Source organism: Streptomyces sp. NBC_00259 (genome assembly GCF_036181745.1).
GTDB classification, from domain to species: Bacteria; Actinomycetota; Actinomycetes; order Streptomycetales; family Streptomycetaceae; genus Streptomyces; species Streptomyces pratisoli.
The window spans coordinates 3,327,491-3,350,735 of record NZ_CP108080.1 but is presented as its reverse complement, the minus strand read 5'-3'; the positions used below and the strand labels follow the sequence as shown (position 1 = coordinate 3,350,735).

At 70.6% G+C, this 23,245-nt stretch carries 16 protein-coding genes and 1 pseudogene; 9 read left to right on the top strand and 8 right to left on the bottom strand.

The genetic code is table 11. The annotated features are described in order from the left end of the window. Nucleotides 1-64: 64 nt before the first annotated feature. Both OG766_RS14900 and OG766_RS14895 read right to left on the bottom strand, forming a co-directional pair. The gene (locus tag OG766_RS14900; protein WP_266379056.1) at nt 65-1,654 is read right to left on the bottom strand and encodes a sodium:solute symporter family protein; all 1,590 of its coding nucleotides are present in this window, start codon (nt 1,652-1,654) and stop codon (nt 65-67) included. 189 nt (nt 1,655-1,843) lie between these two features. Continuing rightward, entirely contained in the window at nt 1,844-2,626 is a 783-nt protein-coding gene (locus OG766_RS14895) for an SDR family oxidoreductase (RefSeq protein ID WP_328725530.1), read from the bottom strand. 81 nt (nt 2,627-2,707) lie between these two features. Between OG766_RS14895 and OG766_RS14890 the strand changes: the two genes are divergently transcribed. Beyond that, nucleotides 2,708-3,535: a hypothetical protein gene (locus OG766_RS14890; RefSeq protein WP_266379049.1), complete on the top strand. Its 828-nt coding sequence runs from the start codon at nt 2,708-2,710 to the stop codon at nt 3,533-3,535. Between the two features lie 132 nt (nt 3,536-3,667). Here OG766_RS14890 and OG766_RS14885 read toward each other — a convergent pair whose 3' ends face one another. From OG766_RS14885 to OG766_RS14875, 3 genes are all read right to left on the bottom strand, one after another. Beyond that, nucleotides 3,668-3,868, bottom strand: coding sequence for a DUF397 domain-containing protein (locus OG766_RS14885; RefSeq protein ID WP_266379046.1), 201 nt, complete (start codon nt 3,866-3,868; stop codon nt 3,668-3,670). 190 nt (nt 3,869-4,058) lie between these two features. Beyond that, nucleotides 4,059-4,916, bottom strand: a complete 858-nt coding sequence (locus OG766_RS14880; RefSeq protein WP_266379044.1) for a helix-turn-helix domain-containing protein — start codon at nt 4,914-4,916, stop codon at nt 4,059-4,061. A 304-nt stretch (nt 4,917-5,220) separates the two neighbouring features. Continuing rightward, a complete protein-coding gene (locus OG766_RS14875) occupies nt 5,221-5,940 on the bottom strand; it encodes a GOLPH3/VPS74 family protein (RefSeq protein WP_266379042.1) in 720 nt (239 codons plus the stop codon). A 194-nt stretch (nt 5,941-6,134) separates the two neighbouring features. Between OG766_RS14875 and OG766_RS14870 the strand changes: the two genes are divergently transcribed. Both OG766_RS14870 and OG766_RS14865 read left to right on the top strand, forming a co-directional pair. Next, nucleotides 6,135-8,579 carry a hypothetical protein gene (locus OG766_RS14870; RefSeq protein WP_328725529.1) on the top strand — a complete coding sequence of 815 codons (2,445 nt, stop codon included), beginning with the start codon at nt 6,135-6,137 and terminating at the stop codon, nt 8,577-8,579. 298 nt (nt 8,580-8,877) lie between these two features. Next, a complete protein-coding gene (locus tag OG766_RS14865; RefSeq protein WP_328727478.1) occupies nt 8,878-10,599 on the top strand; it encodes an MFS transporter in 1,722 nt (573 codons plus the stop codon). Between the two features lie 68 nt (nt 10,600-10,667). On the opposite strand, the gene OG766_RS14860 is transcribed toward OG766_RS14865, so the two are convergent. Then, nucleotides 10,668-11,522, bottom strand: coding sequence for a MerR family transcriptional regulator (locus OG766_RS14860; protein WP_423247049.1), 855 nt, complete (start codon nt 11,520-11,522; stop codon nt 10,668-10,670). Nucleotides 11,523-11,656: 134 nt separating this feature from the next. Here OG766_RS14860 and OG766_RS14855 point away from each other — a divergent pair, with 134 nt between their 5' ends. The 3 genes from OG766_RS14855 to OG766_RS14845 all read left to right on the top strand — a co-directional run bounded on the left by OG766_RS14855 (nt 11,657) and on the right by OG766_RS14845 (nt 14,940). After that, nucleotides 11,657-12,592, top strand: a complete 936-nt coding sequence (locus OG766_RS14855) for an adhesin (protein WP_328725528.1) — start codon at nt 11,657-11,659, stop codon at nt 12,590-12,592. Between the two features lie 96 nt (nt 12,593-12,688). Then, entirely contained in the window at nt 12,689-13,504 is an 816-nt protein-coding gene (locus tag OG766_RS14850) for an adhesin (RefSeq protein WP_328725527.1), read from the top strand. Nucleotides 13,505-13,662: 158 nt separating this feature from the next. Next, nucleotides 13,663-14,940: a hypothetical protein gene (locus OG766_RS14845; RefSeq protein ID WP_328725526.1), complete on the top strand. Its 1,278-nt coding sequence runs from the start codon at nt 13,663-13,665 to the stop codon at nt 14,938-14,940. A 118-nt stretch (nt 14,941-15,058) separates the two neighbouring features. Here the strand turns inward: OG766_RS14845 and OG766_RS14840 are convergent, their stop codons facing one another. Beyond that, complete coding sequence (locus OG766_RS14840; protein WP_328725525.1) at nt 15,059-18,082, bottom strand: AfsR/SARP family transcriptional regulator; 3,024 nt, start codon at nt 18,080-18,082, stop codon at nt 15,059-15,061. A 134-nt stretch (nt 18,083-18,216) separates the two neighbouring features. On the opposite strand from OG766_RS14840, the gene OG766_RS14835 reads away from it, so the two are divergent. Next, the gene (locus tag OG766_RS14835) at nt 18,217-18,777 is read left to right on the top strand and encodes a hypothetical protein (protein WP_266379025.1); all 561 of its coding nucleotides are present in this window, start codon (nt 18,217-18,219) and stop codon (nt 18,775-18,777) included. Between the two features lie 90 nt (nt 18,778-18,867). Here the strand turns inward: OG766_RS14835 and OG766_RS14830 are convergent. Beyond that, nucleotides 18,868-19,557: pseudogene (locus OG766_RS14830) on the bottom strand (ATP-binding SpoIIE family protein phosphatase); the annotation flags it as partial. 500 nt (nt 19,558-20,057) lie between these two features. Here OG766_RS14830 and OG766_RS14825 point away from each other — a divergent pair. Then, nucleotides 20,058-22,106, top strand: coding sequence for a pre-toxin TG domain-containing protein (locus OG766_RS14825; RefSeq protein ID WP_328725524.1), 2,049 nt, complete (start codon nt 20,058-20,060; stop codon nt 22,104-22,106). A gap of 14 nt (nt 22,107-22,120) precedes the next feature. Then, nucleotides 22,121-22,804: a hypothetical protein gene (locus tag OG766_RS14820; RefSeq protein WP_266379021.1), complete on the top strand. Its 684-nt coding sequence runs from the start codon at nt 22,121-22,123 to the stop codon at nt 22,802-22,804. Nucleotides 22,805-23,245 lie beyond the last annotated feature (441 nt).

Genomic DNA, 23,245 nt, shown 5'->3' with positions numbered 1-23,245 from the left:
GTGGACACACAGTCGGGGGTGGGCGGCCCCGTGGTCCGCCCACCCCCGACTGTGAGAACGCTCCCTACTCCTTGGCCGCCGACCGCGCCGTCGTGTCACCCACCGTGTCCCCGGCCGGGGTGGGCCCAGGGACGGCCGCCGTGGCCAGCCCGCCGCCGCCACCAGGGTTGAGCTGCGCGAGGATCCCGTCGCGCTCCGGGGTGTCCTCCGGCTTGATGTAGCCGACGAGGATGAAGAGCACCAGCGAGACCGCGAGCGGGATCGAGACCTGGTACTGCAGGGGCACACCGCCCTCGACCTGCCAGCTGATCGGGTAGTTCACCAGCCAGAACGTGATCAGACCGACGCCCCAGCTGAGCAGCGCCGCCGTCGGGCCGCACTTACGGAACCAGGGCAGCAGGCCGAGCATCAGCGGGATGGCGATCGGGCCCATCAGACCCGCGACCCACTTGATGACGACGGTGATGATGTCGCCGAAGAACGCCGAGTTGACCTGCGTCGCGATGGCCATGGACAGGCCGAGGAAGAGGAGCGTCGACCAGCGGGCGGCGAGCAGTCCGGCACGCGTGTCCCACTCGCGGACCTTGCGGGAGACGGCGGGCATGATGTCGCGGGTGACGACCGCCGCGATGGCGTTGGCGTCCGAGGAGCACATCGCCATCGTGTGGGAGAAGAAGCCCACGACGACCAGGCCCAGCAGCCCGTGCGGCAGGAGCTGTTCGGCCATGATGGCGTACGAGTCGGCCGGCACGACGTTCTTCTCGTTCTGCAGGATCACGGGCGCCACCCACATGGGGAAGAACAGCACCAGCGGCCAGATCAGCCAGAGCAGGGCGGACAACCGGCCCGAACGCTCGGCGGACTCGGCGGAGTCGGTGGCCATGTAGCGCTGTGCCTGGTTCCACATGCCGCCCGAGTACTCGAACGTCTTGATGAACAGGTAGGCGATCAAGAAGACCATCATGTACGGGCCTGCCAGCGGCTCGGTGTGGCCCTGCAGCACCGGCTCGTCCCACACGTTCCAGAGGCTGTTGAAGCCGCCCAGTTCGGCCATGACGGCCACCAGCATCGCGATGCCGGCGAGGAGCTGGATGATGAACTGGCCCAGTTCCGTCAGGGCGTCCGCCCACAGACCACCCACGGTGCAGTACACGGCGGTGACCGCGCCCGTGATCAGGATGCCCATGTTGAGCGAGACGCCTGTGAAGACGGACAGCAGGGTGGCGATGGCCGCCCACTTGGCGCCGACGTCCACGATCTTCAGAAGGACGCCGGACCAGGCGAGGGCCTGTTGGGTGGGCAGGTTGTAGCGCCCCTTGAGGTATTCGAGCGGCGAGGCGACGTGCAGGCGTGAGCGGACCCGGTTCAGGCGTGGAGCGAACAGCCGCGACCCGATGGCGATGCCGATGGCGATGGGGAAGGACCAGGTCACGTAGGACGTCACGCCGTAGGTGTAGGCGATGGCCGCGTACCCCGTGAACATGACCGCGCTGTAGCCGGACATGTGGTGGGAGATGCCCGACAGCCACCATGGCATCTTGCCGCCGGCGGTGAAGAAGTCGCTGACGTTGTCCACACGCTTGTGGGACCAGATGCCGATGGCGACCATCACGCCGAAGTAGCCGATGAGCACGGTCCAGTCGAGACTGTTCATGTCCCCCTCCAGGGGTCCGCCTTGTGAACGCCGTTCATGGTGTGGCCATGTGAGCGCCCGCGACAACGAGTCGTTGGGTCAAGAGGGGGTAAAATCGTTCGAGTTATTGACCTTCATTCACATCCATGGACGATTGGAGGGCAGAAAAGGGCCGCACGGGGCGTTTGCCCGTGCGACCCTGGGGAGTTGTCAGCGCATCAGTTCGCCGGCGTTGACCAGGAGGGACTGGCCCGTGATCGAGCGGGCGCGGTCGGAGGCGAGGAAGACGGCGGCCTCCGCGACGTCCGCGTCCGTCGCGAGGTCCGGGAGGGCCATCCGTTCGGTCAGCCGGGCGAGGACCTCGGGCTCCGGGACGCCCTCGGTGTGGGCGGTGAACTGTACGTACGCCTGGACCGGCGGGCCCCACATCCAGCCGGGCAGGACCGTGTTGACCCGGATGCGGTGCGGGCCGAGCTCGCGGGCCAGGGAGTACATGGCCGAGGTGAGCGCGCCCTTCGAGGCCGCGTAGGCCGCCTGGCGGACCTGGGAGGGTGCGGCGACCGAGGACTGGGTGCCGATGATGACGACCGAGCCGCCGCGCTCCTTGAGGGCCGGCAGGCAGGCGCGGGTCATGCGCAGTGTGCCCAGCAGGTTGACGTCGAGGACCTGCTGCCAGGTCGAGAAGTCGGCGTCCTCCAGGCCGCCGAAGTAGCTGTCCCAGGCGGCGACATGGACGACCGCGTCGATCCGGCCGAAGCGCTCCACGGCGAGGGCCGCGAGCGCCTCGCACTGCGTCTCGTCGGTGATGTCGGTGGGGCGGTGGTCGGTGTGCGCGCCCTCGGGGTCGATCTCGGTGGCGGCCTTGGCGAGATTCGCCTCGGTGCGGGCGCCGAGGACGGCGTTGCCCCCGTCGCGGACGACGGTCGCGGCGATCTGGTGTCCGAGTCCGGCGCCGACGCCGGACACGATGACGGTCTTCCCCTGCAGCAGCATCTCGGCGACTCCCGGCTCTGGCCCTTTATCTGACGCTGCGTCAGAGTAGGTCCGTCCACCGGAGGAGGGAAGGGGAGCGTCGTGAGTGAGGACACCCGGTCCGAGGTGTACGCGGAACTGGCGGCCGTCGGCCCCTACGGGGTTCGCCCCGGACATGCGCTGATCACCATGGTCGAGCCGCATCCCGGCCAGGAGTACGCGTACAACCGCTGGTACGAGGACGACCACTACTACGCGGGCGCGATGGCGATGCCCTGGATGTACGCCGGGCGCCGCTGGGTCGCCACCCGGGACCTCCAGCTGCTGCGCTATCCGGAGAAGTCGGCGGTCGCCCAGCCGGTGACGGCCGGCTGCTACATCTCCACGTACTGGATCACCGACGGGCGCTACGACGACCACATGAGGTGGACCGTCGGCATCAACAAGCGGCTGAATCGCGACGGTCGGGTCCATCAGGCCCGTACCCACGTGTTCACCGCCTTCCAGGACCACGTGGCGACCGTCTACCGGGACGGTGCGGCGGGCCCGCGTGACTACCACGCGCTGGACCATCCGTACGCGGGGCTGGTCGTGGAAGTGATCGACGCGGAGGGGCCGCAGGGGCGGGCCGAGCTGCTGGAGTGGCTGCGGTCGCGGGAGCTGCCGAAGCGGCTCGCGGGCTCCCCGGCGGCGATGGTGACGGTCTTCCGGCCGACGCCGCTGCCGTTGGACCGGATGTCGTACGTGAAGCAGGTGGAGGGCGTCGACACCCGGCTGACGCTGCTGTGGTTCCTGGAGCGGGATCCGCGGGACTGCTGGGAGGGGCACTTCGCCGATCTCGACGCGGGGGAGCGGGGAAGGGTCGAGCTGGTCGCGCCGTTCATTCCGACCGTGCCGGGTACGGACCGCTACGTGGACGAGCTGCGCTGAACGGCGAGTCGCTCTGTCCAACGAACCATGCCATGTGACGAGTTGTGCCGGACAGGGCCGAGCCCCCTCGGCCGGGACGGCGGACCAGTCGAGAGGGCTCTGTCGTTTCCGGTGCTTCCCGGGAGCGGAACCCTAGAGGGAGCCCTTGGTCACGCCGTGTACGAACGCGGTCCACGACTCGGGGACGAAAGTGATGGAGGGGCCCTCAGGGGCCTTGGAGTCCCGCACGGCGATCGCCTGCACAACAGGGGACTTGACCTCGACGCACGCGCCGTTTCCGCCGGAGTACGAGGATTTGGTCCAAGTGTCCGTGGCGCCCTGGTGAATAGCCATGTCTTTCTCCGGTTCCGTGTTTCGACGGTGTGGCCGACGTTCTTGACGGCGTGATCAGGACGCTACTTGGCAGCCTCGACTGCTGAGAACGTCCGTTCACTCGACCGGATGGCATATTTCGCTGCGCTCTTACGGGAAACGGTCGCGAAGGTGTACCGTGCGCCCTCGCGACTTCCCGAGTGGCTTCCGTTTACTTCGCGTACGACTTGGCGATGTCTTCGATGTACTCGCGGGTCTGGTCCACGTTCAGCGCCTGGGCCCGCAAGTGCTCGTACATCACGGTGTATTTGTGGACGTCGTTCGCCTTCTCCAGATACAGGTCACTGGTGACGCCCTCGATGTAGACGACGCTCGAATCGGAGGCGTCGGGGAACTCCAGGATGGCGTAGTGCCCCGTGATGCCGGGATGGGCGCCCATGCTGAACGGCAGCACCTGGACCGTGACATGCGGCAGCTGCGACTGCTCGACGAGGTACTCCAGCTGCTCGCGCATCATCTCCTTGTTGCCCACCACCCGCCGCAGCGCGGCCTCGTCGACCACGGCCCACAGCCGCAGCGGGCCGTCGGGGGAGGAGATCCGTTCCTGCCTGCGCAGCCGTACCTGGACGCGCTTCTCCACATCGCTGACCGGGGTCTCCGGCAGCGCGCCGGTGATGAGGGCCTCCGCGTACTCCCGGGTCTGGAGCAGTCCGGGGACGATCTGCGGCTCGTAGACGCGGAGCGAGGCCGCGTCCGTTTCCAGGCCGATGTAGACGCTGTACGGGATGTCGCCGAAGGCGTGCCACCAGCCCTGCTGGCGGGAGTCCTTGGCCATCTGCATCAGGGAGTCGACGACCCGGTGGTCCTCGACCTCGTACACGCCGCAGAGGTCGCGCACATCGCGCTGGCTGATCGACCGGCGGCCGTTCTCCAGTCGGCTGATCTTCGACTGGGAGACGAGCAGACGGTCCGCCACTTCCTCCGCGGTCATGCCCTTGAGTTCACGGAGCCGGCGCAACTCCTGGCCCAAACGGCGGCGCCTGACGGTGGGGTTGACGTTGGACGCCACGGGAACTGCACCTCCGGCTGTGGACTGCTGTGTTGTCCTTGTTGCTGTGTGTATCTACGTCTCAGCAGACTGCCACCAAAGGTGCGGCTCGCGCTGGAAAACGACGACACGCGCGCACAATGCGGGGGACAAAGCGAGAGCGCGGAGCAGTCGTGACGACTGCTCCGCGCTCTCTGCGGCTCCCGGACCGGTCAGGGGGACGACGGCGGTGCGGCGGTCCTGATCACGGTCGCGCGTACGGGTACGCGCGACCGAGTGGGTGCCCGTGCGCTCACTTGCGCTCACGCCCGGGTGTTCGTTCGTGCTAGTGCGCGGCGGCGCGGGCCATGCTGCCGCGTCGCTGAGGCATCTGCACGGCCGACTGGCGGCCGGGCGCTGCCGGGTTACGGCGTGGCTGCGCGCCCACACCGTTCTGAACGTCCATCACGGCGTGTGCCACGAGGCCGCCCATGGGGTCGTGCCTGATCAGATCCCGGAGGCGGGAGCGGGAGGACCGCCCCTCGTTGCCGGGGTAGAGGTGCTTGCCCAGGCCGACCGCATGGGCCAGCGCGGCGAGCGCCGCGGTCCGCGGGTCCGGTGGTACGCCGGTGCGGATCGCACTGTCCAGCCGGGCCCTGATTTCCCGGCTGATCGCCGTGTCCGTCGCCTGGTAGCGAGTCGTCGGCAGCACCCCGCACATCTGGCCGGCCACGGCATGGACCATGCCGCACCTTTCCAGATGCGAAAGGTAGGTCTGGCGCAGCCCCAGCCGGGGCCCGCCGATCCAGTGGACGGCCCGGACCGGGCTGCCGCGTCTGCGCAACAGCTCCAGTGCGGAGTCCAGTGTCGGATCTCCTGTCGGCCGTGGCATCACCACGGCGATACGATCCCCGTCAGGGGCTATCCGTCCTGCCAGCGCCAGCTCCACTAGCTGTGCTCCGGCCAGGCCGAGGTCGAGCGACTGCGGCTGCGCTGTGGTACCCGTGGTCGGGTCCAGAGCGAGCAGCAGAAGCTCTTCCGGAAGTGTTCTGCGGCTCCTGCCCATCCATGCCTCCCCGCGTGGATGAATGACAGGGTGACGCCTCTCACATTGGTCTGTCGAGAGCGCCTGGGTGCTTCGTACGGGAACCAGTAGGTATGTCGTTCTCGTCTAGCACGGGGGCCAAGGGGCTCACACAGGACACTGGTAGATGGTTCGGACAGCGGTGCGGGCGGTGCCGGCGCCGGGGCGGTGCACGTATGACTCATGGAGGAGGCACGGTGGCGGGCGAGTCCCCCGACAAGTCGGAGCAGCGGAAGTCGTCGGGGGAGACGACTCCGGACGAACGTGATCCGCGGCTTGCCGTGGCCCGTTCGGCGGGAGTGTCCACCGAGGGGCATGTCGACCAGCCGACGGCGGTGTTCAGGACACAGCCGTCGAAGCCGTCGGAATCGTCGGAGTCGTCGGAACCGTCGTCTTCGGACACGGAAACGGACACGGAAACGGACACGGAAACGGACACGGACGGGGACGCGCCCGAGTCCGCGTCCGGTTCCGGTTCGGATTCCGGTTCCGGTTCGGATTCCGGTTCCGAGGCCGGGTCCGCCGAGACGGACGGCGAAGCGTCGGACGGTGGCACCTCGGACGGTGACGACCGGCTCCGTGCTGCGGTGGCGGCATGGGTCACCCGCAAGGACACCGGCGAGGACACGGCCGACGAGCCGGAGGACGAGCCCTCGGAGCCGGAGGAGCCCTCGGAGCCCGCGGACGAGGCTTCCGACGAGGTCGGGGCCGGCGAAGCCGCGTCCGAGGACGACGACGCCTCGCAGGCCGCCGTCGAGGCCCACGAGGAGCCCGCCGACGCCGACGAGGCCGACTCGGAGGGCGATGAGGAAGACGAGAGCCCCGAGGACGCCGCCGCGGAGACCGAGTCCGACACCGAGCCCGAGGCCGCCGCTGCCGAGGACGCCGACGAGGCCGCAGACGACGCGCCGGTCGATCAGCCGACCGCCGTGTTCAAGGCGCTGCCCCGCCCTGCCGTGGACCAGCCCACCACCGCGCTGAAGGTCCCCACGCCCCCCGCACCCTCCGCCCGCCCGAAGCCCGCACCGGAGACCGAGGCCGAGCGGACCACGGCTCTGAGGGTCACCGCCCCCGAGTCGGACGCCGAGCGGACCAGCACCTTCGTGCCGCTGCGGCGCGACGACGGACGGCCGGTCGCGCCCGCCAAGCCGACCACGCCCGCCACGCCGACAGCACCCGCGCCCGCCAAGCCGGCCGCCGCCGCCACCCCCGCGGCTCCTCAGGCACCCGCCAGGCAGACCGCGCCCGCCGAGCCCACCGCGCCCGCCAAGCCGGTCGCCGCCGCCCCGCCCGTCTCGCTCACCGAGCCCGAGCGGACCAAGCAGCAGCCGCTGCCGCCCAAGCCGCCGCTCGATCTGCTCGCCGAGCTGACGAACACCCCGCCGCCCGCGCAGACCCCGGTCCGCACCGTGGTGCGACGGTTCAAGATCTGGACGCCTCTCGTCGCCCTGCTCGTGATCGTCTTTGCGGTCGTGCAGTCCGTGCGTCCGCTGCCCGAGCCCACCCTGTCGCTGACGGCGAAGCCGACGTTCAGCTTCGACGGTTCGGCCCCGCAGCTGCCCTGGCCCGCCAAGGGCCAGGCGTTCATGGCCGCGTCCGGGCTCGGCACGCTGGGCTCCTCCGGTGAGCAGAAGCCCGTGCCGATCGCGAGCGTGACCAAGTCGATGACGGCGTACGTGATCCTCAAGGAGCATCCGCTGAAGCGGGGCGAAGAGGGTCCGATGATCGAGATCGACGCGAAGGGCGAGTCCGACGGTCAGCTCGACAAGACGGACAACGAGTCGACGCTCAACACCGTCAAGAAGGGCGACAAGATCAGCCTGAAGGCCGCACTGTCGGCCATCATGATCCCGTCCGCCAACAACATCGCGCGTCAGCTGGCACGCTGGGACGCGGGCTCCGAGGAGGCGTTCGTCGACAAGATGAACGCCGCCGCCAAGGAGCTGGGGATGACGAACACGACGTACACGGACCCGTCCGGTCTGAACGCGACGACGGTCAGCACCGCCGAGGACCAGGTCAAGCTGGGTCTGAAGCTGGTCGAGATCCCGGCGCTGATGGACATCACCAAGCTGCCCGAGTGGACGGACCCGTCGGGCAAGAAGTGGCGGAACTACAACGAACTGCCCCCGTTCGACGGCGCGCTCGGCATCAAGACCGGCAGCACGAGCAAGGCCGGCGGCAATCTCCTCTTCGCCGCCCACAAGATGGTGGGCGACACGGACCAGCTGATCGTCGGCGCCGTGCTCGCCCAGCACGACACCCCGATCCTGGGCACCGCGATCAATGCCAGCAGGGACCTGATGATCGCCACCCAGAACGCGCTGAAGTCCGCGACGATCGTCAAGAAGGGCCAGGTCGTCGGGACGGTCGAGGACGGGTTCGGCGGTTCGGTGCCGGTCGTCGCGACCAAGGACGTGAAGGCGGTGGGCTGGTCCGGGCTGACCGTGAAGCTGAAGCTGGCGAACGGCGGCAAGGCGCTGCCGCACACGGCCGCCGCCGGGACGGTCGTCGGTTCGCTGACCGTCGGTGAGGGCGCGAGCCGGGTGACCGTGCCGGTCGCCCTCCAGGAGGAGCTCATGGAGCCCGGGTTCGGCGCCAAGCTGACCCGCGTGGGCTGACATCGGGCAGCCGGACGGGGGCACGGGCGTTCGTGCCCCCGTCCGCTGCATCGGCACCGTGCTAGCGTCCCCGGATCGCCAGCGTCCCCGGATCCCGGGGCAACTCGCGACGCCGGGACGGCGTCCCCGAGCACGGGAAGCGAACACGGGAGCCGCAGTGACCACCGTCGAGCCGAGACACGCGGGCGAGAGCAGCGCCGCGAGCGGGCCGGGAGCCGAGAAGGGCCCGCGAATAGGGGCGATCACGCCCCCGGCGTCCCCGGCCTCCGCGGCGTCTCCCGATGCTTCCGGTGCTCCCGTGCGTCCCGGCGGCGCGCTCTCCCGTCGTCCCGTCCTCGTCGCGACCGCGGTGGCCGCGCTCCTCCACGTCGTCTGGTTCTTCTACTTCGCCAACAGCGGCGGGGACATCGCCGCGCAGGACGCCTGGGCCGAGTTCGTCGGCCGGCACCCCGACTCGGCGTACAACCTCGCCTGGTACGGCGGCATGCACCCGGTCTCGTACAGCGTGGTGTCCCCGTATCTGATGTCGATCCTCGGTGTGCGGACGACGATGATGGTCGTCGGTACGCTCTCCGCCGCGCTGACCGCGCTGATCCTGACCAGGGTGCGTGCGGTCCGTAACCCCCTGGCGTGCTCGCTCGCCGGGGTGTTCGCGTTCCTGTGCAACGCGCTGTCGGGACGGGTGACGTTCGGGCTCGGGATGATGTTCGCGCTGGGGGCGGTCGCCGCGGTGTTCTGCTGGCCGTACCGCTGGCGGCGCAAACGGTGGGCGAAGGCGGCGGTCGCGGCGCCACTGGCGGGGCTCGCGACCGCGTCGAGTCCGGTCGCGGGGCTGTTCCTCGGTGTCGTCGCGGCGGCGCTGTTCCTGAACAGGCGCCGCCCTGGCGCGTACGCGCTCGGTATCGCCCCGGTGGTCGTCGTCGCGCTGTCGGCGTGGCTGTTCCCGTTCTCCGGTACGCAGCCGATGTCGCTGGGGTCGACGTCGCTGCCGTTCCTCTTCGGGGTGCTCGTCCTCGTCCTCGTACCGGCGGACTGGCGCACGGTCCGCACCGCCGCCGCGGTGTACGCCCTCGGCACGCTGCTGACGTTCCTCGTCGACTCCCAGATCGGCTCGAACGTGTCGCGGCTCGCGATGCTGTTCGCGGGAGTGGTGCTGCTGGCGGCGCTGCCGTACGCCGTGCCGCGCTCGCGCAGGTGGTACGCGCTCGTCCTGGCGTTCGTCGGGCTCAACGCGTGGATCGGCTTCAAGAGCGTCGACGACATCGTGCGTACGGCGCCGGCCGCGTCCTGGACGCGGGAACTCGCGCCGCTGGTGAACGAGCTCCAGGAGGTCGGTGCGGAGAAGGGCCGGGTGGAGGTCGTCCCGGCCAGCAGCCACCGTGAGGCGTCGGCGCTCGCCCCGTACGTCAACCTGGCGCGCGGCTGGAACCGGCAGGCGGACATGGAGCGTAATCCGCTCTTCTACGACGACACGCTCAACGCGGTCAACTACCGCGAGTGGCTCGACCGCTGGGCCGTCCACTACGTGGTGCTGCCCAAGGGCGAACCGGACTCGGGCGCCGGGCGTGAGGCGAAGCTGGTCGAGCGCGGCCAGCCGTATCTGAAGCGGGTCTGGTCGGACGCGAACTGGCAGCTGTTCGCCGTCAGCGACCCGATGCCGCTGGCCGACCCGCCGGCGACGGTGGACCGGGCGGGCTCCGGCGAGCTGACGATCCACGTGCGCGAGGCGGGCCGGGTGCTGATCCGGGTCCCGTACTCGCCGTGGCTCGGCCTCGTCGACGAGAAGGGCCGCAGCGTGGAGCAGCCGCAGGAGACGGAGGCGTCGAAGCTGCGGGAGGACGACACGCCGAAGACGTTCGTCAACGTGGCCGGCTGTCTGCTGAAGGCGGAGGAGGACGCGGAGGGCGACGAATGGACGGAACTCCTCGTCCCGCGCCCCGGCGTGTACCGACTGGCCGCGCCGTACCAGCTTCCGCGGGGGACGCCGTGCCCGGAGGAACTGAGCGGCCCGCGGCGATGATTCCGCGGGCCGCGCCCGTCAGGTGACCGGCGGGCCGGGCCCGTCAACCGACCCGCGGACCGCGCCCGTCAACCGACCGGGAACGCGATGTCGCAGACCTCGTCCGTCGCGGAGGCGTCCTCCCAGTCGGCGAAGTACACCTCGCGGCAAGGGCCCGTGATCGTCAGTCCCTCCTGGGCGATCCACCGCTCGACCGCGTCGTAGGCGGAGACGATCTGCGGGTACGCCACCTGCGCCTTGGTGACCCGGGTGAGGGCGAGCCTGCCCGCGGGTTCGACGCGGAGCACGACCCCGGCTCTGTTCTCCTCCGTCCAGGCCGCCGCGGCGCGGGCGTCGGCGACGGGGACGCAGGCCTCCGCCGGGCCGTCGCTGTCCGGGGTGACCTCGGCGTGGTACGCCACGTACGGCGCCGCCGCGACGCCTCCGCATGCCGCGGCCGCCTCCTCCAGCCGCCCGAGTGCCGCCGGGATCCAGCGGGGCAGCTCGTCCGACAGCAGGTGCCGGCGCTCGGCGAGCACCGCCTGTTCGGGTACGTCCACGGTCCTGATCTCGTACATCGTCGGTCTCCTGCCCGAAAGTCGGTCATGGAGGTGGGCCACGACGGCGCCCTGCACGGCGCGGCGTTCCTCGACCGCCGCCCAGTACGCGGCCAGCGCCTCCGCGGCCTGCGGCCCCGGCAGTTCCACCATGTCGGCGATGCGCGCCAGCGGCATGTCGATCTGCCGCAGGAGCGCGACGAGCCGGGCGCGGTGCACCTGGTCCGTGCGGTACCAGCGGTAGCCGGTCGCCTCGTCGACGTACGCGGGGGCCAGCAGCCCGAGCCGGTCGTACAGGCGCAGGGCCTTCGGCGAGAGCCGCGCCCGCGTGGCGAAGGCGCCGATGGTGAGCAGGGAGTCGTCGTGCACGGGCCCATCCTCCGTCACCGGGCGGGGGGTCCGCCCGGCACGAGGACGATGTGCCCTGCCCCTGGGGCAAGGTCAACGGGCGTGGATCGATACCGCGTTGATACCGGCGGATGCCTACCGGTCGGTATCCGGTGGCCTGCATAGTGATCCGCATGGTGTGCGAGAGATGCGGTGGCACGCACCGGGGCGCGCTGCCCGGGATGGTGGTGGACAGCTGCACCGTGGAGGCCGTGCCGGCGCGTCGGGCGCCGGCGGTGAGGGAGCCGGTCCTCGAGCGGAAGATGCTCATGGGGGCCGGATGCGTGCTCTCGCTGTGTGTACTGACGCTGGGCGCCACGCTTCTCGCGACCGCCGGCGGTGACGACGACCGCGCCGACGACGCGGTGCGGACGGTCGACGCCATCGAACTGGGCGGCATGCCGCAGCGGATCGGCCCGACGTTCCTTCCGGAGGAGCTGCCCGCGCCGGGCGCCTCGTCCTCCGGGCCCGTGGCGAAGCCGGAGCCCTCGGCCGAGCCGAAGCCGAAGCCGAAGCCGGAAGCGAAGCCGACGCCCCGGCCCGTGCCCGCCGGGCGCGGTGCGTGGTTCAGCGAGTGGGCGGGGCCGGGCTGTCCGAACGGGGCGCGGACGTACGGGCGTTACTCGGACGGTCGCGAGGGCTGGTACGACGTGGACTCCGGCGGCCATGAGGGCAACGGGTGCGACGGCCGGTTCATCGCCGTGCCGATGTCCGGTGCCGCGGACCGGGACCGGGGCAACACGGTCACCTGGACCTGGCGTCCGGGCGGTGGTTACGCGCGCTGCTCGGTGGCGGTACGTGTTCCGTGGAGCTCCCGCGAAGAGGACGTCGCCGGTGATCCGACGCGCTACCACGTACTCGCCGACCCACGGGACTCCGGCAGTGTCCTCGCCGCCTTCGACATCGGCCAGCGGTCGATGCGCGGCGGGGCGGTGGTCGTGCACGACCTTCCGGTACGGGACGGGGTGTTCAGCGTCCAGCTCGTCGACCGCGGCCGGGACTGGGGGTACGGGGACCGTGACGGTGCGCATCACGCGGCGGCCCAGATCCGGGCCGACTGCAGATCATGAGCCCGTTCCCGCCCCGTGACGCATGAGGTTCCTGCATAGTGAACTGCTATGGCGTGCGAACAGTGCGGCAGTGAGAGGCACACCCCACTGCCGGGCATGAGATGTCCCGACTGCGGATTCGTGGTCCGGGACGATCGTGGTTCGGACACGTCCTGGATCGCCCGGGAGACCCTCTCCGGCCGGATCTCCCTGCTCTCCCGATTCCGCAAGGGCCTGCTGGCGGGCGGAGCCGTGGTCGTCCTGGGCTGTTTCATCGCCGCGACGGCGCTGCTCATGGGACCGGACGGGACCGGTGACGCGCAGGCCGCCGACGACGACATCACGGGTCTCGGCGTACCGACCCGGGTCGGGCCGACGGCGCTTCCCAGCGAGGGCGACGAGGACTTCGAGGAGTGGGCGGGGCCGGGCTGCAAGACGGGCCACTACCGGGAGGAGGGCCGTTTCGAGAACGGCGACGCCGCCTGGTACACCGTCCGCGACGGCGGCCAGCGCGACTCCTCCTGCGACGGCCGCTTCACGGCCGTCCCGATGTCGGCCAGCGCCACCAAGGACCGCGGGGGTACGGCGATCTGGAGCTGGGAGCTGGACGCGAGCCATCGGGAGTGCTCGCTCGCGGTGTTCGTGCCCCGTACGAACCGTGCCACGGACTCCGCCGGCGACCCCACCTTCTACCGCGTCCTCGCCGACCCGACCGACGTCCGCTCCGGCTACACGGGCTTCGGCGTGCGCCAGACCGCCCACCGGGGTGAACTGGTGCCGGTCGGCAGCTACCCGGTCAAGGGCGAAGGGGTCTTCGCGGTCCAGCTCCTCGACCGCGGCCGTGACTGGGGCAGTGCGGCGCGCCTCGGGGCGCATCATGCGGCGGCCCAGATGAAACTGACCTGCCGGGCCCAGGCCGCGTCCGACAAGTAGCGCCGTCCGCCCGCAGGTCGGGGTGCGTACCGGCCCGCGGCACCTGGCCCACATGGTGCACGGAATCCGCTCCGTAGACGAAGCGTTCGGGGCGAAAGGTGACATACAGGGCTAATGTGGCGCCAGCTGTTGCCGTGATCAACGCGCGGAGTATGCCCATGGACCTCGTTTCCCGCCGTCCTCGTCGCCGCCCCCGTCTCGCCGTGGCCTTCCTCGCGGCGGGCGGCCTGTCGGCGCTGCTCGGCCCCACCGTGACAGCCGCCGACCGCCCCCCGACGGGTGAGGTCATCACGCTGACCACCGCCAGGGTCGGCGCGCCCGGCAACCCGGCCGTGGGGATCGTCCCCTTCACCGACGCCGTCTACCGGTCGTGCGCCGACGCCCCCGAGGGCGACGACTGCCTGATGGTGGGCCGGGTCGACGACCCCTACGAGATCGGGCGGACCGAGATCACCGTCCGGCAGTGGGTGGCGTTCCTGAACACCGTCGACCCGGAGGGCCGCGACCGCCTCGCGCTGTACGAGGAGAACGAGAGCGCCGCCGCCTGGCCGAAGTACGGCCAGGTCGACTTCTCCGAGGCCGCCCGAAGGGGCCGCCACTACTCGGTCGCCTACCCGCAGTGGGCCGACAAGCCGTACGGCTTCGCCGACTTCCGGGAGGCGGCACGGCTCGTCAACTCGCTCTACAACGGCCGGGTCCTCTCCAAGGAGACCACCGGCGAGGGCGCCTTCACCTACGTCACCTACAAGGTGCGGCTCTCGGCCCGCACCGAACGCGGAATGTACGACCTCGCCCGCCCCGACACCACCCGTACCCAGGACTCGGGCTTCGTCGTACCGAGCCAGAACGAGTGGATCAAGGCCGCCTACTACGACCCGAAGGGCGGCGGAACGTACTCCTACTGGAAGTACCCCACCAACGCCGGAGTCTTCGGTGACGGCGACGCGACGGCCCCCGCGCCCACCGTCCTCCATCCCGGCACCGGTGCCGTCACCAACGCGTCGACGCAGCCCCTCGCCTCCTACCACGCCTCCGGCAGCCCGGCCCCGACCTGGTGCCCCGCCCAGGTGCCGGCCGACGTCTGCTCCACCGTCAACCCGATCGGCCTGGACCCTCTCACCTACCCCGCCGTCTACCAGGGCAGCCTCAGCACCGTCGGCGAGGCCAGGACCACCTCCCCATGGGGCACCCTCGACCAGGGCGGCAACGCCGTCGAATGGACCGACACCATCACCCCGCCCCCCGCCGGACAGAGCGGCGCCCGTGTCTGGCGGCGGCTGCACGGCGGGGTGTCCAACGCGCCGGCCTTCCAGATGTGGCCCTCGGCCGTCGGCCTCCAGCCCCAGGACAACGTCTTCTACCGCCACACCTACCCGTGGCTGGGCATCCGCGTCGGCGTGACCGGAGAGGTGGGGCCGGGCCGCGGCCGGCACTGAACGTTCCGGGCCGCGCCCGACTGCTCCCGGGCTCTCCTCGAGGCGGCGGATCACCCGGCGGTCGGTCGGGCCGGGGCCACTGTCGCGTCCGAGCGCCGCCGGGCGAGGGGCTCGGAGGTCAGTGGCCCGTTGTGGGGTCGGCGCGCCGTGCACGGGCGTCGTGCACCTCGACCACGGTCTCGAACTGTCTGCGCGCCTCGCGGACACGGCCCGTCGCCACGTACGCGCGGCCCAGGCGGCTGCGGATGTCCATCTCCAGCCAGTCGTAGCCGGGTTCGGTGAGCCGTGACAGCAACTGGTGCTGCAGGAGTGCCTGGTGGTGGAGGGCGATGGCCGTGCTCGCGTTCCCCTCGCCCAGCTCCGCCGTGCCCAGCCGGGTCAGGCTGCGCGCGCAGAGGAAGATGTCCCCGCCCTGCTCGACCAGGTGGACGGCCTGGCGCAGCAGGCGCTTGGCCTCGTCGTACCGGCCGAGGCGGAGGTGGATGTCGGCGGCGCAGCTCAGGACCCGGCCGAGCATGCGCGGGCGCCCGCCCGCCTCGGCGTGGGTACGGGCATCGGCGAAGCTGGCCAGCGCCTCCTCGTTCCGCCGCTGGTACTGCTGGGCGAGGCCCTGGATGACGAGTGCTATCGCGGTGACCCAGTCGTTGTGCGGCCGGGACAGGTCCACCGCCGCGGCGGCATGGGAGATCGCCCGGTCGCCCTCGCCCACACTCAGACACAGGGCCCCCAGCCCGCCCAGGGTCCTGGCCTCTTCGTACGGGTCGGGCCGGCGCCGGCCGAGGTGCAGTGCCTCGGTGAGCAAGGTGCGCGCCTGCGTGTACCGGCGTTGGTACACGCAGGTGTAGCCCAGGCAGTTCCGCAGGGCGTGCGCCATCCGCCGGTCGGTGGCCTCGTCCACGTGCGCGAGCGCGATCTCGAGAGCGGTCTGGCTCTCGTGGTAGCGGCCCTGGCGTACGAAGTAGTCGCACAGCGCCTCGGCGATCCAGCAGGCGTAGTCGGCCTCGCCGAGGGCCGCGGCGTGCCCGACGACGTCGACGAGTTCCCCGCCTGCCGCGTCCAGCCAGGTCTCCGCCTCCTGCCAGTCGGCGAACGGTGCGTCGGCGGACCAGGGCTCGCTGGACCAGGGCGCGTTGGACCAGGGCGCGTTGGACCAGGGCTCGTTGGCTGCGGGCCCGGTGGTCGCCGGCCCGGTGGTTGCGGGCCCGGTGGTCGCCGGCCCGGTGGGGAAGCCGCTGGAGCCCCAGTCACTCGTGATCCGGGCCGCGTCCAGGTAGAGACGGAGCGCGGCCGTACGCGTGGCGGCGGCCTCCTCGGGCACGGCTTCCGCGACGCGTCGTGCGTGCACGCGGACCAGGTCGTGCAGCCGGTAGCGGCCGGGACGCGGCTGCTGCAGCAGACTCGTGTCGACCAGGCTCTCCAGGACCCGCTCGGTGTCGTGGGACGTCCATCCGAGCATGGCCGCCGACGCCAGTACGTCGAACTCGACCGTCGGCGCCGGCCCCAGGGCGCGGAATCCGCGCTGCTGCTCGGGTGTGAGCTGGTCGTACGACAGGCGGAAGGCCGCTTCCACACTGCGATCCCCGACGCTCAGCTCGCCGAGCAGACGCTCATCGCCCGCCATGCGGCCCACCAGGTACTCCACCGTCCAGGTATGGCGGTTCTGCAGCCGCGACCCGGCGATGCGCAGTGCCAGTGGAAGCCCGTCGCACAGCCCGACGAGCCGATGCGTGGCCTCCGGCTCCCTGCTCGCACGCCCCTCTCCGATGAGGTGGGTGAGCAGGGACACCGCATCGGCGCTCTGCAGGGGCTCCAGGGTGACCCGTCGGTCGGCGTCCAGTTCGGCCAGCCGTCGCCGGCCGGCCACCAGCACCCTGCTTCCCGCCCCGGCGGGCAGCAGCGGCCGGATCTGTTCGGCGTCCAGGGCGTCGTCCAGCACGAGGAGCAGCCGTAGCGGGCTGGTCGCCGCGCGCCAGGCGGCGGTGAGCTCTTCGAGGTCGCTGGGCAACTCACCCTTGGCCGCGCCGAGGGAGCGCAGCAGCCGCTGCAACGCCTGCTCCGGCGACTGCCGCCGCTGGGTGCTGTGCGCGCGCAGGTCCACGAACAGGCAGCCGTCCGGGTAGTGGGCGCTGAGCTCACGGGCCGCGCGTACGACGAGAGCGGACTTGCCGACCCCGGCCGTACCGTCCACCGTCACGATCGACACGGACCCCGGCGCGGAAGGCGCGACGAGCTGCGCCAGCTCGGCCTCCCGCCCGATCAGCCGACCGGAGTCGCCCGGCAGGTCGTTGACGGCGCGGCGGGGCCCGGACCGGGTGGGCGGGGGAGCCGGTGGAGCGACGGACCGCGCCGCCGTCGCGCCGAGCAGGCGTACGTCGTCCTGACGCAGCACCGCCTGGTGCACTCGCTGGAGCTCCTCGCCGGGATCGACGCCGAGTTCGTGGCTCAGCCGCTTGCGCGTGTCCTCGTAGACGTTCAGCGCCTCGGCCTGGCGTTCGCTGCCGTACAGGGCCCGCATGCGCAGCGCCGCCAGCGACTCGTCGCACGGATCGGACGCCGACAGGGCGGCGAGTTCGTCGAGAGCCCCGGCGAACCGGCCCAGCAGTACGAGGCATTCGAGCCGCTCCAGCTGCACCGTGCGCACGCGCTCCAGGAGTCGCTGCCGCTCGGCCTCGGCGTACGGGCCCGGCAGCCCGGCGAGCGGCTCACCGTCGAACAGGGCGAGCGCCCCGGACAACCGGTCCACCGCGGTGGCCGTATCGCCGGACGCCTTCGCGCGCCGGGCGCCGTCGACCTGCTCGGCCAGGTCCGCCACATCGAGCCGGACCTCGTCGGCGACGAACCGGTACCCGCCCCGTTCCCCGCGGATCACGGAATCCGCCGGCCCCGAACCCTCCTCGTCGAGTGTCTTGCGCAGCCCGTAGACATAGCTGGGCAGCACCTTGCGGCCCGACTGCGGTGGACTGTCCCCCCACACCCCGTCGAGCAACTGCTCGCGGCTCACCAGGATCCCCGGACGCAGCGCCAGCGCCGCCAGCACGGCCTGCTGCCGGACCGGCCCGAGGGCCAGCTGCGTACCGTCACGCCAGGCCCGTACGGGCCCGAGCACCGTGAGCCGTAACCGCCGACGAGATCCCGCGCCCACCCCGAAGCCTCCGCCCCGCTCCGCGCATCATCAGAATTTCATCCGCATTGCAGCGCCTTCCCCGATGGTTTGCAAGTGCGGCGGCCGTCGACGGGGGAACGGCCGCCGCCCCGACTGGAGGAGGGAACACGAACGTGACCGTCATCGACCGGTCTCTCACGACGTTGCTGAAACAGCGGAGGCTCTTCCTCACCCGGGAGCGGAGCGATGCCGCCGAGGTCGTGTACGTATGCGTGAACGACGGGCTTCCCGGCGGCTATCCGATCGGCTACGTCATCCCGTCCCGCGCCGGAACCTGGTTCGCGTACGCCAGGGCCCGCCCCGGCCGCGTCTTCACGTGCGACCAGGTCGACGCCAACCTGCTGAGCATCGACACGGCCGTACGCGCCGTCCTCGACCACGCCCGCTACGGCGACGTCCTGTACGCCCTGGAACGCGCAACCGGCTCCGACACCACGTACACCGCCGAACTCCACCGGGACCACGCCGCCTGGCTCACCGCACTCGACGTCCCCGAAGGCATCACCCACCTCGGCCACGGCAGGGTCCGCCTCACCGGACCCGCCATCGCCTACCTGCGCGGCCTGCCGGAACGCCTCGGCTGCCACGTGGACGACGAGAACCGACTCTGGCTCGCGGGCGATCCGTACCTCCTGACCCGCGAGCCCCGACCCGAGGGCGCGGCACGCCCGTGAGGGAGGCCCGGATGCCCGGCCGGCCATGGGCATGGAGCGCAGGCCGAGTTCGGCCTGCCCTGCGAAGTCGACGTCGGCACAGTGAGGCCGTCACGGCCCGGAGAGCAGAGCCACCTCACTGCTGCCGGGCGTTCGGGCGAAGTCTGTCTCGGCCCAGACGACCTTGCCGTCCGGCACCGGGCGGGAGCCCCATCGGTGGGACAACCGGGCGACCAGGAAGAGTCCGCGGCCGTGCTCGTCCATGGTGCGTGGGCTGCGCGCACGCGGGGTGCAGGCGCCGGCATCGGACACTTCGACGGTCAGGACCTGATGTTGGATCAGACGCAGACCGATCGGGCCGGTGCTGTGGCGGACGGCGTTGGTGACCAGTTCGCTGACGATCAGGGTCGTGGAGTTCTCGATGTCGTTGTCGCGGGCCTCGATCAGGCCGTCGGTGTAGAGGGCGATGAGACTCCCCTCGGGCAGTTCCAGCTCCACGGCCTCGAACGGGATCCCCAGCCCGATGCCGAGGGGAGCCCCGGTGGGAAGGTCCGGGAAGGTGACCTGGCCCTGCGGGTCGATGATCGCGGGTGGCGGATGGCCGGCCGTGGCCATCGTGCACCGCCGGGTGACCGGGTCGTAGATGACATACAGACAGGTGGCGCCCGCCACCGCGGGGGTCTGGTCGGGGGCGATGGCGTCCGCCTCCGCCAGTCGCTGGACCGTGTCGTCGAGGCGGGCGAGCATTTCGGCGGGGGGCAGCTCCATGCCGGCGAGCGTGTGGACGGCGGTGCGGAGCCTGCATCCGCGCCGGTGCGCCATCTCGCGGAACGCGTCCTGCTCGGTGGTCGGCCGAGACGCAGCAGGAAGGGACAGTAGGGCGATCTTGAGCGGCTGAATCACCCTGTGTGCGCGCCTGTCAGCGACTTTCGCCGGTGTTGCGGAGTTGCGCATGGTGGGTCGTTGTTGATGACCTGGGGCCGGCGGATCGCGCCGAGGGTGGCGGGCAGGGCGCACCAGGTCGCCGGCCGCTTTCCGCTTGCCCTGCCGGGCCGGCAGAAGCCGCTACCTGCCGCATTGACATCACGACGCCGAACCACCGCCGACAGAAACCCGCAGAGCATCATGAAACCAGCTGGCCCCTGGTGGGGTGGATCGTCGGTGATCGATGCTGCGCGTAAACTACTGGTCGGTAAATGGTGGGTCGCTGCCTGAAGCGGACGGCCACCAGGGGGAATTCAGAGCCCGGCCGCGCCGGAGAGACCATCCGTGCGCGCCTTGCTCTCCGGCACGGGACGTATATGCACCGCCAGCTCAAACTGAAAACTGCCGCACTGCTGACCATTCTCAGCGTCTTCCTGACGTTCGGGATGGGCGAGGACAGCGCGCTGGCCGCACAGAGCGTCAGGCTGACGCACGCCGAGGCGCAACTCGAGGCCGCCGAGGCGAAGCTCGACACCGACCGCCTGGCCGCCATCGTCAAGGGCACCGCCAGGATCTCCGGCTGCGACAAGCTGTCGCTGCTGGAGAAACCGGCCTGCTATCGCGACTTCGCGCAGAAGGCCCTCAAGGTCGGTGCCGGCGTCGGCATGTTCGCGTACGGCGTCCACTACCTCCACAAGGACACCGTCGAACACTTCGGCACGGTGAAGAAGGAAGCCGCCGGCCTCCAGAAGCTGAGGGAGGCCTTCAAGGAGGACCCGACCAAGATCGCGGACCCTGAGTACCGCAAGCAGGTCGAGGACCGGATCCGCGCGACGGCCGCCGGAGCGCAGAAGGACATCGACAAGCTGATCAAGGACGTCCTCGAGACCATCGAGACGATCCTCGTGATCATCGAGATGACCCTGGTGCTGATCCGGCTGACGCTCGGACTCGCGCAGCTGGTCGGTGACCCGAAGTTCCAGGCCGCGGTCAAGAGCGTCAAGGACAACCTCGACGGGATCGGCAAGGCGCTCGACCAGATGAACGCCGGGTTCGCGCAGATGAACCGCGCCCTTGGCGACATGAATGATGCCGTCGACGACATCAACAAGTCGCTGGGCGGGCTGAACCAGTCCATCAACAAGGCCAACAAGGGCATGGACACCCTCAACGAGGGCATCGGCCAGGCCAACAAGGCCGTCGACGACATGAACAAGGTCGTCCCGGGCATCAAGAAGGCCGCCGAGAAGCTCCGCGAGGTTCCGGCCTTCGAGTTCGACTTCTCGAACGTCGGCGAGACCTGGAGCGACGGCTCCTCCGGCCTGGACAGCGAGGAGCAGCAGCGCCGGATGTCCGTCGTCCTCGGCCTGATGCCGGGCATCGGCGACGGCAAGGGCATCGTAGAGGCGATCACCGGCAAGGACATGATGACCGGCGAGCACGTCGACGGCTTCGACCGGGCCCTGGGTTCCCTCGCCGTGCTGCGCTGGCTGAAGCTGGGCGGCAAGCTCATCCCGGACGACATCGCGAAGGCACGCAAGTCCGATGTGGTCTTCGAGTGCAACAGCTTTCCGGCCGGCACCCCCGTGCTCCTCGCGGACGGCACGCACAAGCCGATCGAGGACGTCCGGCCGGGCGACGAGGTCCTCGCGACCGACCCGGGCGGCGAGTTCGCCGAGCTGACCCGGCCGCGCCCGGTGATGTCGACGCCGTATACCTCCGAGTACACCGACAAGACATTTGTCCGACTGTCGGTCGCCGGCGCGGACGGCGACGTCTCCGACCTCACGTCGACCGAGCAGCACCGCTACTGGCTGCCGGACCGGCAGGCGTGGGTCCCGGCGGGCGAGCTGCGCGCGGGCGACCGCCTGCACACCGCCGAGGGCACAGAGGCCACCGTCACCGGGACCGAACGGTCCGCCGGCCGGCAGGCCACCTACGACCTCGACGTCAGCGGCATCGACAGCTACTACGTGCGAGTCGGCGCCCAGGACGTCCTGGTCCACAACTGCACCGACCTGGCGCGCGCCGAGCGGATGTTCCCGGGCGTCGCCCACACCCTGGACGAGCACGTCAACGTCGACCGGCAGAAGATGGAGGCCCTGGCGAAGGCCAAGACCCGGCGGATGGGCAGGCCCACGCCCAACTCCCGTTGGAAGAGCGCGGACCTCGCCCAGAAGGCGGTCGACCAGCTGGTCGACCAGAACAAGGACCGCATCACGAAGTTCGTGCAGGACGCGGGCAAGCCGGGCAAGCCGCAGCAGCTCACGCTCCAGGGCACGTACGGGACCGGATCGCTCGGCGACAGCATGGACCACCTCGGCAACTACAGTCCGACCACGAGCAACGGCTTCAAGGTGATCCTCGCCGCGAGAAAGGGCCACAAGCCCGGCGGCTTCTACGTCCTGACCGCCTACCCGCTGTAAAGGGGAGCAGAACCATGCACGACCCCGCAGCACAGCACGAGGACATGACCTTCGACTTCGGCGTGACCGAGCTCGGCACGTCCTTCCACGGCGACTGGATCCTCTACGCCGACACGGCACTGGATCACGCCCTGGCCTACCTAGGTGGCCGGAACCCGGATCTCGAACCCGGCCGCGTCCTGCTCCTCATCGAGGACGTACTGCGGCTGCGGGATGCGGACCTCACCGGCGAGGAGCTGAGCGTTCTCTGGCGGGCCACGGGCACACCGATGGATGGCCAGCCTGAGATCGGCGGCAAGGAGCGCGCGTCCGTGGACCGCCTGCTGTCGCTGATCGTGCCGATCGCGAGAGCACGCGGCGCTTCGGAGGACGCCTGCACGACGTATCCCGTGTGCGTGCCCGACGGGGCCTCGCCGGCGGCGGTCGAGCATCGCCGGCGGACGGCGGAGGTGGTCGCCATGGTCGGGCTGCTCGACCAGGGCGGAGACAAGGACACCCGGTCAGCGGCCACCCGTCACGCGCTGATGCGGTGCGCAGAAGTTGTCTGCGCCGAACTGGCCTTCCGGTTCCTGCTCTGTGCTGTCAACAGTTTCGGCACACCACTGACCCCGGCGGCGTACGAGCGACTCGAGCATCTGGCCGCGGCCTTCGGCCACGGCCCACACGTGGTCGACGCGGTCAAGTACCTCGTCAGCTGAGCGCCCGCCCGGCAGGCACCCGGACGGCACCCCTCCCGAGAAGACCGGGGACGGGTGCCGTCCGACAAGAGCCCGCACCCCTGCTTGAGTTGTGAAGCCCTGAGGCGATGCCCACCCCGGCTGCGACAGTGCTGACTCCATGACCACTGCAGTGCATTTGAGAGGTCGCTCTCTTGGAAGGCTTAGGGGGTGTCCGGTGGGTCTTGCCGGGCTCGCTGATCCAGCCCGACCCACCGTCGAGGGCTCTGTACTCAGCCGACGGCTGGGCCGGTGCACCGGACGGCCGGCCGGGACGACAAGCAGGCGGCCGTCAGGCGGAGGGCGCCGATCAGCACCGGCATCGCGGTCGGACCTCCTTGTCGCCGTCCAGGCGTCCTGATCGCAGACCAAGCGGGTTCCAGCAGATTCCGCGTCTCGTCCGATGGGATGCGCTCCATTGAA